Raw genomic sequence first — 15,022 nt, 5'->3', positions numbered from 1 at the left:
TGTGGTGCGATGTTGCCACGATGCTGATAAGGAGGAGTGCCTGATGACCGTAAAAACCTATCCTGTGCTGAAAACGGCCAAAAGCCGGGCGCTGATCGACGACGACAAATATCAGAAATGGTACGAGGAAAGTCTCGAAGATCCGGACAAGTTCTGGGGCAAACACGGTCGTCGGCTGGACTGGTTCAAGCCCTACACAAAGGTCAAGAATACCTCCTTTCGTGGCAAGGTTCCCATTCGCTGGTATGAGGACGGCTTCCTCAACGTGTCCTACAACTGTATCGACCGGCATCTGAAAACTCACGGTGAGCGGACTGCGATCATATGGGAGGGCGACAACCCCTATATCGACAAGAAAATCACCTACAACATGCTTTACGAGCAGGTTTGCCGCCTTGCCAATGTGATGAAGAAGCATGGTGTCAAGAAGGGTGACCGCGTTACCATCTATATGCCGATGATCCCCGAAGCCGCCTATGCGATGCTGGCATGCGCACGCATTGGCGCTATTCACTCCGTTGTTTTCGGTGGTTTTTCGCCCGAGGCACTGGCGGGGCGTATCGTCGATTGTGAATCGACTTTCGTCATCACCTGCGATGAGGGCGTACGCGGTGGCCGTCCCGTATCGCTGAAAGAAAACACGGATACCGCCATCGATATTGCTGCCAAGCAATATGTCATCGTCAACAAGGTGTTGGTCGTGCGGCGCACCGGGGGCAAGACCGCGTGGGCACCGGGGCGCGATCTCTGGTATCATCAGGAAATAGCCAGTGTCCGGCCGGAGTGCCCGCCGGTCAGAATGCGGGCAGAAGATCCGCTGTTTATTCTCTACACGTCAGGCTCCACGGGTAAGCCAAAGGGTGTGCTTCACACCACAGGCGGCTACCTTGTCTACGCGTCAATGACGCATGAATATGTTTTCGATTATCACGATGGGGATATTTACTGGTGCACCGCCGATGTCGGCTGGATCACAGGCCATTCCTACATTGTCTACGGGCCGCTGGCCAATTGCGCCACAACGTTAATGTTTGAAGGGGTGCCTAACTTTCCTGATCAGGGCCGGTTCTGGGAAGTGATCGATAAGCACAAGGTCAATATCTTTTATACCGCACCCACGGCGATCCGGTCCCTGATGGGGGCTGGCAATCACTTCGTGACACGCTCTACCCGCTCCTCGCTGCGGCTTTTGGGATCGGTTGGTGAGCCGATCAATCCTGAAGCGTGGGAATGGTATTACAATGTCGTAGGGGAAGCCCGCTGCCCGGTGGTCGATACCTGGTGGCAGACGGAGACGGGCGGTATTCTCATCACGCCCCTGCCCGGCGCAACCGATCTGAAACCCGGTTCCGCCACGCGCCCTTTCTTCGGTATCAAGCCGCAACTTGTGGACGGCGAAGGAAACGTGTTGGAGGGTGCTGCCGATGGCAATCTCTGCATCACCGATAGCTGGCCGGGGCAAATGCGCAGTGTCTATGGCGATCACGCACGCTTCATTCAGACGTACTTTTCCACCTACAAGGGCAAGTATTTTACCGGCGATGGCTGCCGGCGGGATGAGGATGGATATTACTGGATTACCGGCCGTGTGGATGACGTGCTAAACGTTTCAGGACACCGGTTGGGAACGGCGGAGGTTGAGTCTGCCCTCGTTTCGCATCATCTTGTTTCTGAGGCGGCAGTTGTCGGATATCCGCATTCCCTCAAAGGACAAGGTATTTATTGCTATGTTTCGTTGATGGCAGGGCAGGAGGGTTCGGATGGTCTGCGAGATGCGTTGATCAAGCATGTCCGCTCTGAAATTGGCCCAATCGCCGCTCCGGACAAAATTCAGTTTGCGCCTGGTCTACCCAAGACACGCTCTGGCAAAATCATGCGGCGAATTCTGCGCAAGATTGCCGAGGATGATTACGATGCGCTTGGCGACACCTCGACTTTGGCGGACCCTGCCGTGGTGACGGACCTTATTGAGAACCGTCAAAATCGTAAGGTCGAGTAGGATCATACGACGCTTGGCTGGGGCAAACGGAAACCTTTCGCTTGCCCCCGTCATAGCCCAAGGCAAGACCTTGGGTAACAAGGTAGGCCGAGACATTCGTACCGTCTTCCATGAGAACATCTGCCAGAACTCGACCAAAATATTTGTCTCCATCGATATTGCTGAGATGGACCACTCGGCCTGATGTCAGGCTTTCCAACGCATCCTGCGCCCGTTTGCCCGCGCTGCGGGTTGTTTCGCAGGATGAGCGAATTTCAGGCGCGTCGATACCACGCAGACGGACATAGACTTCAACAATCTGCTGGGGCCAGGGTCGGGCATTTACAAGCAGGGTATCGCCATCGACAACACGAACGACGTAAGCGGAGACCGGTCCGGTTACCTGTTCCGCTAAAGCGGAAAAGGCGGTACCCATCGCTACAAGGCAGGCATAAACTGATAACAAATATTTTCCCATAAAAGGAAAATATTCAATTTCTCTTAAAGGTCAACAAGAATCGATTCTCAGAAATCGATTGCGCGTCCATCTATTTCCCAATCCCCAAAACGAGCGGGATCAGCGCCGCCCCGACCGCCGATTTCGACAGGCATTTCCTTGGCGCGTTGCGCCTCACGCCTTTCCTCAGCCTCTTTAAGAGCACGCTGGGCGGCCGGCGAAATTTTGCGGGCAGAAGGCTGGGGCGTGTTGTCATTATCGCTTATCATCCGATCCTCAACTGATCTGACATATTGAATAACCGTATTTCCCAACCATTATATAGCACAAGCATAAAATGAAAATGATTCACGTGAAACAATGACGAGGACTTGCCGATGAACACCATGCGCACTGCCATGTTGCTGGCTTTCATGACCGCCCTTTTCATGGGCGTCGGCTATTTGATCGGCGGGCGCGGCGGCATGATGATCGCGTTCATGTTGGCCGCCGCCGCCAATCTGTTTTCCTATTGGAACTCGGGCAACATGGTATTGCGGATGTATGATGCACAGGAAGTGGACGCACAAAGCGCACCCGAGTTTTATGGTCTTGTTGAAAAGCTGGCAGCAAATGCGAACCTTCCTATGCCCAGAGTTTATGTCATCAACAACCCACAGCCCAACGCGTTTGCGACAGGTCGGAACCCGGAGAACGCTGCAGTGGCTGCCTCGACAGGCCTTTTGAACGCTCTGAGCTATGAGGAGGTATCCGGGGTCATGGCCCATGAACTGGCGCATGTTCAGTATCGTGACACGTTGACCATGACGATCACTGCAACGCTGGCGGGTGCGATTTCAATGCTCGGTAACTTTGCCTTTCTTCTCGGCGGCAATCGCAACAATAACAACAATCCCTTGGGTATAGTCGGTGTACTGGCAGCCATGATTGTTGCGCCTTTTGCAGCAATGCTGGTTCAAATGGCGATCAGCCGTACCCGTGAATATTCAGCAGACCGTCGCGGCGCGGAGATTTGCGGCAACCCTCTGTGGCTTGCCTCGGCTCTCGCAAAAATCGCAGGTGCGGCTGAGCGTATCCCCAACACTGCAGCAGAGCGCAATCCGGCTACGGCCCATATGTTTATCATTAATCCATTGTCAGGTGAACGTATGGACAGCTTGTTTTCAACGCATCCAAACACCGCCAATCGGATTGCCGCGTTGGAACAGATGGCACAGGAAAGACAGACGCACTCGACGCCACAGTCGCAGGCTGATACTGCGGTCAGAAAAACGCGCTCTGTTCCACAAACGGGATGGGGACGCGGAGATTCACAACCGCCAAAAGGTCCCTGGTCTTAATGTCAGCAAACGATTCGAATCCGAAACAAACAAAGCGAGCCCCAAAGGAAGAACGGCCCTTTAAGCCCGGCCTTCGCGCGAGACAAGCGGCCGCGAAAATGCTCGCAGCGGTTATAGATCGCAGAACTTCGCTCGATGGCCTTCTGGATTCCGAACACGGCAACCCGGCCTATCGCGAACTGAACGATGCCGACCGCGCTCTGGTGCGTGCCATTGTTAACTCAGCCCTCCGGCAATTGCCACGCATCGAAGCCATGCTCGGCCTTCTGTTGCAAAATCCGCTGCCAGAAGGTGCGCGAGCTTTGCACCATGTGCTGGTAACAGCCGCTACACAAATCCTGTTTCTCGATGTTCCTGACCATTCAGCGGTCGATCTGGCGGTGGAACAAGCCAACATCGATCCTCGAAATCGGCGGTTTGCCAGCCTTGTAAACGCGGTGCTTCGTCGGTTGTCACGAGAGAAGACGGAGCTTTTAGGGCACGCGGCCGAAGCGATTCCCGCAATGCCGAAATGGTTCTACGAGCGGCTTGTCGCGGCGTATGGCGAGAATCAAGCGCGACTGATCGCCGACGCCCAGCTTGAGCCAGCTGCCATCGATTTATCTGTCAAAAGTGATAGAGACAAATGGGCTGCCGCGTTTTCTGGCCTCGTTCTACCGACGGGCTCCGTTCGCCTTCCGGCATTTACAGGAAGCATTCCTGGTCTTGACGGTTTTGCGGAGGGAGAATGGTGGGTACAGGATGCTGCAGCCAGTATCCCTGCGCGTTTGTTTGGTGATCTGACTGGCAAGTCAGTCGTTGATCTCTGCGCCGCCCCGGGAGGCAAGACAGCACAGCTGGTTTTGGCGGGGGGAACGGTCACCGCTCTCGATCAATCCGCCAGTCGATTAAAACGTCTGCGCAGCAATCTGGAGCGTTTAGGCCTATCCGCAGAAACCCATGAAACCAACATGGAAGATTTCAAGCCGGACCGGCGATTTGATGCCGTGTTGCTGGATGCGCCCTGTTCCTCCACCGGCACCACCCGCCGTCACCCGGACGTATTATGGACCAAAGGCCCACAAGACATCGAGAAGCTTGCAGGCTTGCAGGTGCGTCTCTTGCGCCATGCTCTCAATCTCGTGGAAACCGGCGGAACGCTGGTTTTCTCAAATTGCTCCCTGGACCCGCGCGAAGGCGAAATGGTCGTAGCCAAGGTTCTGGGCGAGCGAACTGATTTCGAGCGTGTTGAAATTGACCCCAGGGATTGGCCGGGTCTTGAAGATGCGATCAATGACAAGGGGGAGTTTCGTACAACCCCGGCAATGCTTCCCACGCCGGAGGGCTTTGCTTCCGGCCTAGACGGTTTCTACGCTGCGGTGCTTCGAAAAAACCGCTAAAATACCGAATAATAACGATATTAGGCGACTCATCAACAACAGATGCAGTCGGCCGAATTGACGCGTGGAATCCGAATGCCTAGGAATATCGGTCAGAGAAAGACGTATTCCATGCAGTTTTCCGACCGACAAAGGCTCTTCTATCTATATGCGAGGGAAGGCTGGAGACGCTTTTCCCAGCGCTGGGCTGTGGGCCGTATCTCCGCATTGCGGTTCGCTGGCCGCACCCCACAGCGCCTGATTGTTGCGCCGACGGATTTGCGTGCGGTCGATTCGCATATTGCCGATGAAATCATTCACGATCGCTTTCCGCTTGCCGGGCGTATGCTGGAAACACGGGGTGAATCCCCGTTTGCTCTGGATTTACCTTCTCGCGCTTTTGCGCTTAGGCTGCACTCGTTCAGTTGGCTGCGCCATATGCGCGCTTCACAGGATGAACGGGCGTTTGATAAGACCCGTGAGATCGTCAAGGACTGGATTGCGGCGCATGGTAGCTCCATACACGGGTTGGCATGGGATGCCGATATCATCGCACAGCGGATTATCGCGTGGCTGTCTCACTCTCCGGTCATTCTGAAGGGGGCAGAACACGGTTTCTACCGCCGTTTTCTGAAAAGTCTGGCGTTTCAGATCCGCTACCTAAGGCATATTGCCGCAACAACGCGCGATGGCGAAGTGCGGTTGCGGGTGCGCATTGCTCTGGCCGTGTCCTCGGTGTCGATGACCGTGCAGCCATCGGTTCTGCGTCGGGCAGCGCGTGACCTCGACCGTGAACTCGACCGCCAGATCTTGCCGGATGGCGGGCACTGCTCGCGCAATCCCCGTGTCGGGCTGGAACTGCTGCTTGATCTGCTGCCGCTGCGGCAAACCTATGTCAATCTCGGCCACGATGTTCCGTCACGGCTGATTCCCGCTATCGACCGGATGTACCCTGCCCTGCGGTTCTTTCGGCATCAGGATGGTGACCTTGCTTTGTTCAACGGCGCCACGTCCACGCTTGCCAATGAGTTGATGTGTGTGCTGCGCTATGACGAATCTGCCGGCGCTCCCTTCAAGGCCCTGCCCCATATGCGTTATGAGCGCCTGTCCAATGGGCCATCTGTCGTTATCGTGGATACCGGCAAGCCGCTCTCCATCGACCTGTCGGCAACAGCGCACGCGGGCAGTTTGTCGTTTGAAATGTCATCGGGCCGCAATCGTTTCATCATCAATTCTGGCGCGCCGAAATTTGCAGGCGAACGGTTTCACCAACTGGCGCGCACCACTGCTGCGCAGTCCTGCGTTACACTGAACGATGTGTCATCGGCACGCACGGCGCGCTCTCGCTATTTGGGGCCGATCTGGATTGGCGGCGTTACCGAGGTCAAGTCTGAAAAGCGCCGTACGGAACTCGGGCATAAAGGGCTAAAAGCCTCGCATGATGGCTATCTCAAGCTGTTTGGCTTGCTGCACGAGCGCGATATCGAGATGAACGCCAACGGCACGTTGATACGGGGCCGCGACCGTTTCATCAAGCCGGATGGAACCGACCCCGGCCCGGACGACCAGAATGTTGCGACAGCCCGGTTTCACATCCACCCGCAAATTCTGATTGGGCGACGAAGCGACTTTGAAGTTATCCTGAAGGCGCCGGATGGAGAGTGCTGGTCACTCTCGACCATTGATACGAAGATTGAAGTTGAGGACGACGTTTTCTTCGCCGATCCATCTGGCTTGCGGCCATCGTCGCAGGTATCGGTGCGTTTCGCGTTAAAGGATCAGCCGGAAATCCAGTGGGTTTTATCACGCGAAACCCGTTGATGCGTGGTGCGCCGGTTTAAACTTGTTGCAACCTGTGTTAACGGGCCGAAGATATTTGCATTGAACATGCCAATGCCCACGGAGCACCCTATGGCCGTTATCTCGAAGAAAATTCCCACCCCCGATCAAGTTACCATCCGCACGGCCCTGCTATCGGTCTCCGACAAAACCGGCATTGTCGAACTGGCAAAGGCTCTGGCCGACAAGGGCGTGCGCCTGGTGTCTACCGGTGGTACGCACAAGGCCTTGTCCGATGCCGGGCTGGATGTGCGCGATGTCTCCGATCTGACCGGCTTTCCCGAGATCATGGATGGTCGGGTCAAGACGCTGCACCCCGGTGTGCATGGCGGTCTGCTGGCCATTCGTGACGACGAAGACCATGTCGCAGCCATGCGCGAGCACGGTATTGAAACGATTGATCTTGCCGTGATCAATCTTTACCCCTTTGAGGAGGTTCGCGCCAAGGGCGGCGATTATCCGACAACGGTTGAAAATATCGATATTGGCGGCCCCGCCATGATCCGCGCTTCGGCCAAAAACCACGCTTATGTGGTCACGTTGACCGACCCTTCGGATTACGCAACTCTTCTCGAAGAAATGACGGAGGGTTCCACGACCTATGCCTTCCGCCAGAAGATGGCAGCCAAGGCCTATGCACGGACTGCCGCCTACGATGCGGTGATTTCAAACTGGTTTGCCGAGGCTCTCGATATTGCCATGCCGCGCCACCGCACGCTTGGCGGCGTGCTGAAAGAAGAGATGCGCTATGGCGAAAACCCGCACCAGAAGGCGGGATTCTACGTGACCGGAGAAAACCGTCCGGGTGTAGCAACGGCAACGCTGCTGCAAGGCAAGCAGCTATCTTACAACAACATCAACGATACTGACGCCGCCTTCGAACTGGTTGCGGAGTTTCTACCGGAAAACGGTCCGGCCTGCGCGATCATCAAGCACGCCAACCCCTGCGGTGTGGCGACAGGCACCTCATTGCGTGAAGCCTATGGTCGCGCGCTGGCCTGCGATTCCGTTTCCGCTTTCGGTGGAATCATTGCCTTGAACCAGCTTCTGGACGCGGAAACGGCTGAGGAAATCGTCAAGCTGTTTACCGAAGTCATCATTGCGCCATCGGTCAGTGATGAGGCAAAGGCTATCATTGCCCGTAAGCCCAATCTTCGGCTGTTGACCACGGGAAGCCTGCCAGATCCACGCACCCCCGGCCTTTCGGCCAAAACAGTGTCCGGTGGCCTGCTCGTTCAGAACCGTGACAACGGCATGGTTGAGGATCTCGATCTTCGTGTCGTCACCAAGCGTCAGCCGACAGCGCAGGAACTGGAAGACATGAAGTTTGCCTTCAAGGTGGCAAAGCACGTCAAATCCAATGCGGTGGTTTACGCAAAAGACGGCCAAACGGTTGGCATCGGTGCCGGACAGATGAGCCGTGTGGATTCAGCGCGGATCGCAGCCATTAAAGCAGAAGACGCCGCCAAGGCTTTGGGCTTGGCGGAACCGATGACACGCGGCTCTGCCGTTGCGTCCGAAGCGTTCCTGCCGTTTGCAGACGGCCTTCTGTCCGCAATTGCGGCGGGTGCCCGCGCCGTTATCCAGCCCGGCGGCTCCATGCGTGATGAGGAAGTGATTGCCGCCGCAAACGAGCATGATGTTGCCATGGTCTTCACCGGCATGCGCCATTTCCGGCATTGATCAGATAGCCGGGTACGGGGTCTTCCAGAGGATGACCAAACCCACTAGCAGAAACAGGATCAGCGTCGCCATACCAAGCGTCGCTGATCCGCTGATGAGGGTAACCGTTGCCACAGCGGCGGGTGCCAGAAATGAAGTTGCCCGCCCAGTCAGGGCGTAGATGCCGAAATAGCGCCCGGCTTCATCCACGGTGATGCTGCGCGCCATGTACGAGCGGGACGACGCTTGTACAGGCCCGAACGTCAGGCCCACCAGCAGGCTGAAGGCCAGATAGACGCGTTCGCCTTGCGAGCTGAACAGCCCCGCACCCTCGACGGGCGGGGTCAGGGGTATAAAGAACAGCGTGTGGTCCGGCCCGGTCGAAATCATTCCAACCGTCGCAAAAATCAGGCTGATCAGGCACAGTATGATAATCCGTTTCGAGCCGATCATCGCATCCAGCCGTGCGGCACCAAGACATGCGCCAATGGCGATGATGTTGAGCAGAATGCCATAGGCCCCCAGTTGCAGCGTGCGCCATCCAAAAAGACCGGCGGCATAGGTTCCACCGAGAACGATGATGGCATTGATTCCATCTTGATAGATCATCCGGGCAATCAGAAAGCGCAGCAGGCCGGTTCGCTGCCGCAACCCGGCAAAGGTATGCTTCAGTTCGGTCAAACCGTTGCGAATGACATGCCGGGAGCGCTGCGTGCGGGGCGCATCTGGCGTAAACAGAAGCATGGGCAGAATAAAAACGGCATACCAGAGCGCCGCAATCGGCCCTGTGATACGCGCATCTTCGCCACGGGCGGCGTCGATGCCAAACAAGGGTGCCTGTCCTAGAACGGTTTGACCGGTTTGCGGGTCCGCCGCCACAAACAGGATCACGAAGATCAACACGATCATACCGCCGAGATAGCCCAGCCCCCAGGCCATATTGGATATGCGCCCGCTCTGGTCCTGCGCAACAAGCCGCGGCATCATCGAATCGTTGAAAACGATGGAACACTCGGCGGCAATACTGGCAAAAACCAGAAGGATGGCTGGATAGATCAACGCTGAGCCCGGCACTGCAAACCATAGAAAACCGAGCGACAGAATTTTGATGACGGCGAAAAAGGTAATCCACGGCTTTCGCGGTCCCGCCGCATCGGCAAGGGAGCCGAGTATGGGGGAGAGAATGGCGATTGCTACGCCGGAGACGACGAGGGTGTAACCCCATATCGCCTGCCCATAGGCCGGATCGTCGGTTAGCCGTGCAACAAAGTACGGCCCGAAGATAAAACTGATCACGACGGTAAAAAACGGCTGCGCCGCCCAGTCGAACAGCATCCAGCCTGCCAACCCTCTTGTGATGGGAGCGGGCTTGGCGCTGTCTGGCGTTGTCGCAATCACGGGCGCACCTTTGGTTTATGCGAATACAATCGACGGGCAGAAACACCCGTCGATTGTCTGGTTCTATTACGTGTCACGCATCAACGCCAGAGGTGGCCTCCACCAGATCATTCAGAAGACCGGCAGCGACCGTCACACGCGCAAGCGACATATCGCCAGCCTCAATCAGTGCGCTCAGTTGTTCGCGGACTTGGGTCACCTTTTCCGCATTGACTGCGCTCCATGCTTTAACCGGCTTTGATTCGGTGCCGTAGTCGCGCAGCACCTGCGTCAGCAAAGTCCGCCGCGCTTTGGCAATGGCACCGATGCTGCGGCCAAGCACAATCGCCTCGTACTGATCCGCCGTGCTGACACGCACCGCGCCGGACAACAGTTGAGACATATCCAGCAACTCGCTCAGGGCGGAATAGCTTTCGGCCGTACCGGTCAACGATGTCTTTGCCGTTTCTGCCAGTTGCAGAATTTCCGGCGCAATGGTCAGGAATGGCAGCGTGGCAATTTCGTCTGCAAGCGCGCCCGGAACCCCGCTCTGTTTGTAGCGCTCAGCCTTGGTGCGGGCCTGTTCGGCAAGGTTGGCCGGGGCGGACTGGGCAATACCGGGTTTCAACTCTGCCAGCGCCTTTTGAAGGGCCGTAACAGCCACCTCCATGGACAAGCTGGCGGTGCCAGCCTGCAAGATGCGCTCTGTCACGATCCAGAAGACAAGCCCAAGGTCTTGATAGAGTTCGTTTTGCAGGTCGCCGGGGATAGCCGTGTCCAGTGCGTCGATCTCGTCATAAATGGCGGGCAGGGCCAAACCATCCCGCGCGATGATAGCGGCCTTAACGACCGCATCGGCGCTTGCGCCGGTGGCATTCATTAGGCTGTTGACGAAAGCCGGTCCGCCACGGTTGATCACATCATTGCCAAGCACGGTAGCAATGATTTCCCGATGCAGACGGTGCTTGCAGATATCATCCGCATAGGCGCCATGCATTTCCTGCGGGAAGTAGTCAAACAGCGTCTTTTCGAAATAGGAATCGTCCACCAGCGGGCTTTTCACCACATCTTCAAACAGAACCAGTTTGGAGTAGGAGAGCAGAACGCCAATTTCCGCACGGGTCAGCGGTTTGCCTGTCTGGTAGCGCTCCACAAGAGCCTGGTTGGTTGGCAGCAATTCCACCTTGCGGTTCAGGTGGCCATCGGCCTCCAGCCGGTTCATCAACCGTGCCAAGGGCTCGCGGTTCGCCAGTCCCTGCCCGTGCACCAGCGAAATCGCGAGCGATTGTAGGTAATTATTGCGCAGAACCAGTTCGGCCACCTCGTCTGTCATGGAGGCCAGTAGGGTGTTGCGGTCTTCACGCGTCAACCGGTTGTCTCGCATGGCAGACGCCAGCGCGATCTTGATATTCACCTCAATATCGGAGGAATTAACGCCCGCTGAATTGTCTATGGAATCCGAGTAGCCGCGCCCGCCCTTCTGCCCATAGGCAATGCGTGCCCTCTGGGTAACGCCCAGATTGGCCCCCTCGCCGATGACTTTGGCCCGCACGTCCTCGGCGGTCACCCGAATGGGATCATTGGCCTTGTCTCCCACATCCGCATCGCTCTCGCTCGCCGCGCGAATATAGGTGCCGATGCCGCCGAACCAGAGAAGATCGACCGGCGCTTTCAGGATTGCACTGATGATTTCAAACGGTGTCGCAACGGTCTGCTCCAGCCCGATTGCCGCCGCAGCCTCCGGCGATAGTTTCACCGACTTTTCAGACCGCGAAATAATCATGGCACCGGCAGACAAGGTCGCCCGGTCGTAATCCTGCCAGCTTGAGCGGGGCAAATCAAACAGTCGCTTTCGCTCGGCGAAACTAAGATCGGTATCCGGATTCGGATCAATGAAGATATCGCGATGATCGAAGGCCGCAATCAACCGGATTTTCTGTGACAGCAACATGCCGTTGCCGAACACATCGCCGGACATGTCGCCCACACCCACAACCGTAAACGGCGTTGTCTGGATATCAATGTTCAGTTCCCGGAACTGACGCTTGACGGTTTCCCACGCGCCGCGCGCCGTAATGCCCATTTTCTTGTGGTCATAGCCCGCTGAACCACCTGAAGCGAAGGCATCATCCAGCCAGAAGCCGGCGTCCTGCGCCAGACCGTTGGCTGTATCGGAAAATGTCGCTGTCCCCTTGTCCGCCGCAACGACGAAATAGGGATCATCCCCATCCAGCCGAACCGTGTTTGACGGGGGCACAATCGCTTCACCCGCAATATTGTCTGTAATCGACAGAAGCGAGCGGATGAAGTTTTTGTAGGCTTCCCGTCCCGCCGCAAAGGTTTCGTCCCGACTTGCGCCCACAGGCAACTGCTTGGGATAGAAGCCGCCCTTGGCCCCAACGGGCACAATCACTGCGTTCTTGACCTGCTGCGCCTTCACAAGGCCCAGCACTTCTGTGCGGTAATCCTGCGCACGGTCCGACCAGCGCAAGCCTCCCCGCGCCACCTTGCCAAAGCGCAGATGAACACCTTCAACCTGCACACCATAGACAAAAATTTCACGGAACGGCCTTGGTTCCGGCAAGCCTTCCAATGCGTGGGGGTCGAATTTCAGCGCCAGAACAGTGCCGGACGTTTGCCTCTGGAAATAATTGGTGCGCAGCGTCGCCTGAATGGCATTGCGATACCGCCGCAGGATGCGGTCTTCGTCCAGAGACGGCACCGCCGCCAGCCCGGTTTCAATCTCGCTCAGGGCCGCTTCAACCTGGGCGTTTCGCGCTGCGGTTTCCAACTCGGGGTCAAGTCGTGCGGAAAACAATGTGAAAAGCGCGGCTGCGAGGTGAGGATACGCGTTCAGCGTATCGGCGAGATAGCCCTGGCTATAAGTAATGCCGGTCTGTCGCAGATAACGCGCATAGGCCCGCAGCACGACCACCTGCCCTGCCGTCAGGCCAGCGGAAACAATCAGCCGGTTGAAGCTGTCATCCTCGATCGTGCCATCCCACGCCTGCAGAAACGCGGCTTCCAGTCTGGGGGCGGTGGTCTCAAGATCAATCACGGCGCCGGAGCGGCTTTTCAGTTCCATATCATGCAGCACCACATCGCGCGTGGGTGTACCAACCTGCAATTCGTAGGTTTGTTCACTGATGACCTGAAACCCGAGATTTTCCAGCAGGGGAACGCGGCGCGAAAGCGAAACAGGCTCGTTCAGATGGAAGATTTTCAGTTCCAGCGACTGGTCGTTGCCCGGCTCCTTGCGGTAGAGCGCGATGCGAAGCGGCTGCTCCGGCGTGCAGCCGGTCAGTGCGGGCAGGTCCGCGAAGGCCTGCGCGGGGGTAAATGCTGCCTGATAGGCTTGGCCCGTTTCCAGCGTCAGCGTTTGCCCGGCCAGCGTCTGGAACCGGTCAATCCAGCGCGTGGCAAGTTCACCGATGCGCGTTTCCAGCACGGATTGCTCTGTCTGCGGCGTACGCCCATCGGAACGGCCGATGATAAAGTGAACACGCGCCAGCCCACCCTCTGGAAAGGCAGGATAATAGGCTGAAACCCGTCCCTCATACACCTGTGCCAGATAGAGGCCGATCTGCTCGCGCAGGTCGGAATCATACTGCTCACGGGGTACATAGACGATGACGGATACGAAGCGGTCGAACCGATCGGTGCGGGTCAACACACGAATGCGTGGCCGGTCACTCAGTTCGTTGATCTGTTCGCAAAAGGTGGTCAGCAAATCGGTATCGATCTGGAACAGATCGTCACGCGGATAGGATTCCAGCGTGTTGCGCAGCATTTTGCCCGAATGGCTCTGCGGATCAAAGCCGAAACGGGCGGCCACCGTGTCGATTTTCAGGCGCAGCAACGGAATATCCTGCGCTTGTCTTGTATAGGCGCTGGATGTGAACAAGCCAACGATACGCAGTTCGCCAACAACATTGCCCGCCACATCGAACCGCTTGACGCCGATGTAATCCATATAGGCGCGCCGGTGGACCACGGATTTCGTATTCGCCTTGGTCACCAGCAGAATGTCCGGGCCCTGTAGAAAGGCAAGGATTTCAGGCGTGGTGGTCACGGCATCCTTGCCGCGCACCAGAACGCGGACGTCCGGATCGGACAGGATTCCAAGCCCTTCGCTGTCGGCCCGCTCAAGTGCCGCCTCGTCACCTTCGCCGGAATAGACGTAGTCACGCATGCCAAGGAAGGTGAAGTTGTTGTCTTCCAGCCAGCGCAGAAACGCCAGAGCCTCGTTGCGGGATTTCGGCTCCCTCAGGCTGGCGGCTTCAATCTCAGCAATGGCCTGCTCCAACCGGTGCCGCATCGGCTGCCAGTCGCTGACAGCAAGCTTGACCTGATGCAGAACCGTGCGCACGCGCTGGTGCAGGGCCTCAGCGTCTTCTGGTGTGATATGGGCAATGTGAATCTGGATGTGGCTGACGCGCTGGTCCGGTTGGCTTTCGTCCTGTGGTGAAAACACCCGCAAGGTGCCGCCTTTATCCACGACGAGGATGGGGTGGATGGCAAGGCGAATATCGCGATGGGTGCTGGTTACCTCACCCATGACAGAATCGTAGAGGAAGGGCTTGTTTCGGGTCGTTACCGCCAGGACCTGAATGCCACCGTTCGTTTCATCTTCATCGCCAAGCGGGGAAAACGTGATGCGCGCTTCATGTCTGTCCCAGGCATCGATTTCAGCCCTTGCATGGGCTGCGGTCCATCCCAGCATGTCGACACTGTAGTCATCCAGATCGTCAGCGCTGGCGCGCCCCAACAGAAGCTCCGGTGCGACAAAGGGGCGAGCGAGCGCCCGTGCGGCAACCTCCGCTCTCTCCAGTTTTTCATGTCGCTTGGGATTGTTCTGCACGTCCATGACCGACTCCTCTTGGCCTAAAGTTGGCCAACCCTATCAGAAGAAAAATCTTTGGCGATTGCTAATATGGAAGGGTTTTCAAAAGATATTGACCAGTTTTCATGCGATTTTGATCAAAAGTAACAGCTGAGTGTGTCATCCGAA

At 56.9% G+C, this 15,022-nt stretch carries 9 protein-coding genes; 5 read left to right on the top strand and 4 right to left on the bottom strand.

Translation table 11 applies throughout. From position 1 onward, the window contains the following. Window positions 1-43: 43 nt before the first annotated feature. Window positions 44-1,999: an acetate--CoA ligase gene (acs, locus tag IFT84_RS19720; protein WP_192122331.1), complete on the top strand. Its 1,956-nt coding sequence runs from the start codon at window positions 44-46 to the stop codon at window positions 1,997-1,999. Here the strand turns inward: acs and IFT84_RS19715 are convergent. Together IFT84_RS19715 and IFT84_RS19710 are read right to left on the bottom strand one after the other, a co-directional pair. Next, the gene (locus IFT84_RS19715) at window positions 1,965-2,444 is read right to left on the bottom strand and encodes a thermonuclease family protein (protein WP_244651307.1); all 480 of its coding nucleotides are present in this window, start codon (window positions 2,442-2,444) and stop codon (window positions 1,965-1,967) included. The genes acs and IFT84_RS19715 overlap by 35 nt on opposite strands. A gap of 59 nt (window positions 2,445-2,503) precedes the next feature. After that, on the bottom strand, window positions 2,504-2,704 hold the full coding sequence (locus IFT84_RS19710) for a DUF1674 domain-containing protein (RefSeq protein WP_192122329.1): 201 nt from the start codon (window positions 2,702-2,704) through the stop codon (window positions 2,504-2,506). A gap of 108 nt (window positions 2,705-2,812) precedes the next feature. Here IFT84_RS19710 and htpX point away from each other — a divergent pair, with 108 nt between their 5' ends. From htpX to purH, 4 genes are all read left to right on the top strand, one after another. Next, window positions 2,813-3,775: a zinc metalloprotease HtpX gene (htpX, locus tag IFT84_RS19705; protein ID WP_192122328.1), complete on the top strand. Its 963-nt coding sequence runs from the start codon at window positions 2,813-2,815 to the stop codon at window positions 3,773-3,775. After that, entirely contained in the window at window positions 3,775-5,154 is a 1,380-nt protein-coding gene (locus IFT84_RS19700; RefSeq protein ID WP_192122327.1) for an RsmB/NOP family class I SAM-dependent RNA methyltransferase, read from the top strand. The genes htpX and IFT84_RS19700 overlap by 1 nt, the downstream gene beginning before the upstream one ends. Window positions 5,155-5,265: 111 nt before the next feature. Beyond that, window positions 5,266-6,954: a heparinase II/III family protein gene (locus tag IFT84_RS19695; protein WP_192122326.1), complete on the top strand. Its 1,689-nt coding sequence runs from the start codon at window positions 5,266-5,268 to the stop codon at window positions 6,952-6,954. 90 nt (window positions 6,955-7,044) lie between these two features. Next, window positions 7,045-8,655: a bifunctional phosphoribosylaminoimidazolecarboxamide formyltransferase/IMP cyclohydrolase gene (purH, locus tag IFT84_RS19690; RefSeq protein WP_192122325.1), complete on the top strand. Its 1,611-nt coding sequence runs from the start codon at window positions 7,045-7,047 to the stop codon at window positions 8,653-8,655. Here the strand turns inward: purH and IFT84_RS19685 are convergent, their stop codons facing one another. Together IFT84_RS19685 and IFT84_RS19680 are read right to left on the bottom strand one after the other, a co-directional pair. After that, window positions 8,656-9,969, bottom strand: coding sequence for an MFS transporter (locus IFT84_RS19685; protein WP_192122404.1), 1,314 nt, complete (start codon window positions 9,967-9,969; stop codon window positions 8,656-8,658). 136 nt (window positions 9,970-10,105) lie between these two features. Next, window positions 10,106-14,878, bottom strand: coding sequence for an NAD-glutamate dehydrogenase (locus IFT84_RS19680; RefSeq protein ID WP_192122324.1), 4,773 nt, complete (start codon window positions 14,876-14,878; stop codon window positions 10,106-10,108). Window positions 14,879-15,022 lie beyond the last annotated feature (144 nt).

Origin of the sequence: Rhizobium sp. CFBP 8762 (assembly GCF_014841565.1) — a bacterium.
In the GTDB taxonomy this organism is placed as follows: Bacteria; Pseudomonadota; Alphaproteobacteria; order Rhizobiales; family Rhizobiaceae; genus CFBP-8762.
This window is presented reverse-complemented; position numbering and strand designations above follow the sequence as displayed.

Excerpts from the sequence above, each read along its gene's own strand:
- IFT84_RS19695 (WP_192122326.1), top strand. The coding sequence starts at position 5,266 with ATGCAGTTTTCCGACCGACAAAGGCTCTTCTATCTATATGCGAGGGAA.
- acs (WP_192122331.1), top strand. The coding sequence starts at position 44 with ATGACCGTAAAAACCTATCCTGTGCTGAAAACGGCCAAAAGCCGGGCG.
- IFT84_RS19685 (WP_192122404.1), bottom strand. The coding sequence starts at position 9,969 with ATGCTGTTCGACTGGGCGGCGCAGCCGTTTTTTACCGTCGTGATCAGT.
- purH (WP_192122325.1), top strand. The coding sequence starts at position 7,045 with ATGGCCGTTATCTCGAAGAAAATTCCCACCCCCGATCAAGTTACCATC.
- htpX (WP_192122328.1), top strand. The coding sequence starts at position 2,813 with ATGAACACCATGCGCACTGCCATGTTGCTGGCTTTCATGACCGCCCTT.
- IFT84_RS19710 (WP_192122329.1), bottom strand. The coding sequence starts at position 2,704 with ATGATAAGCGATAATGACAACACGCCCCAGCCTTCTGCCCGCAAAATT.
- IFT84_RS19680 (WP_192122324.1), bottom strand. The coding sequence starts at position 14,878 with ATGGACGTGCAGAACAATCCCAAGCGACATGAAAAACTGGAGAGAGCG.
- IFT84_RS19700 (WP_192122327.1), top strand. The coding sequence starts at position 3,775 with ATGTCAGCAAACGATTCGAATCCGAAACAAACAAAGCGAGCCCCAAAG.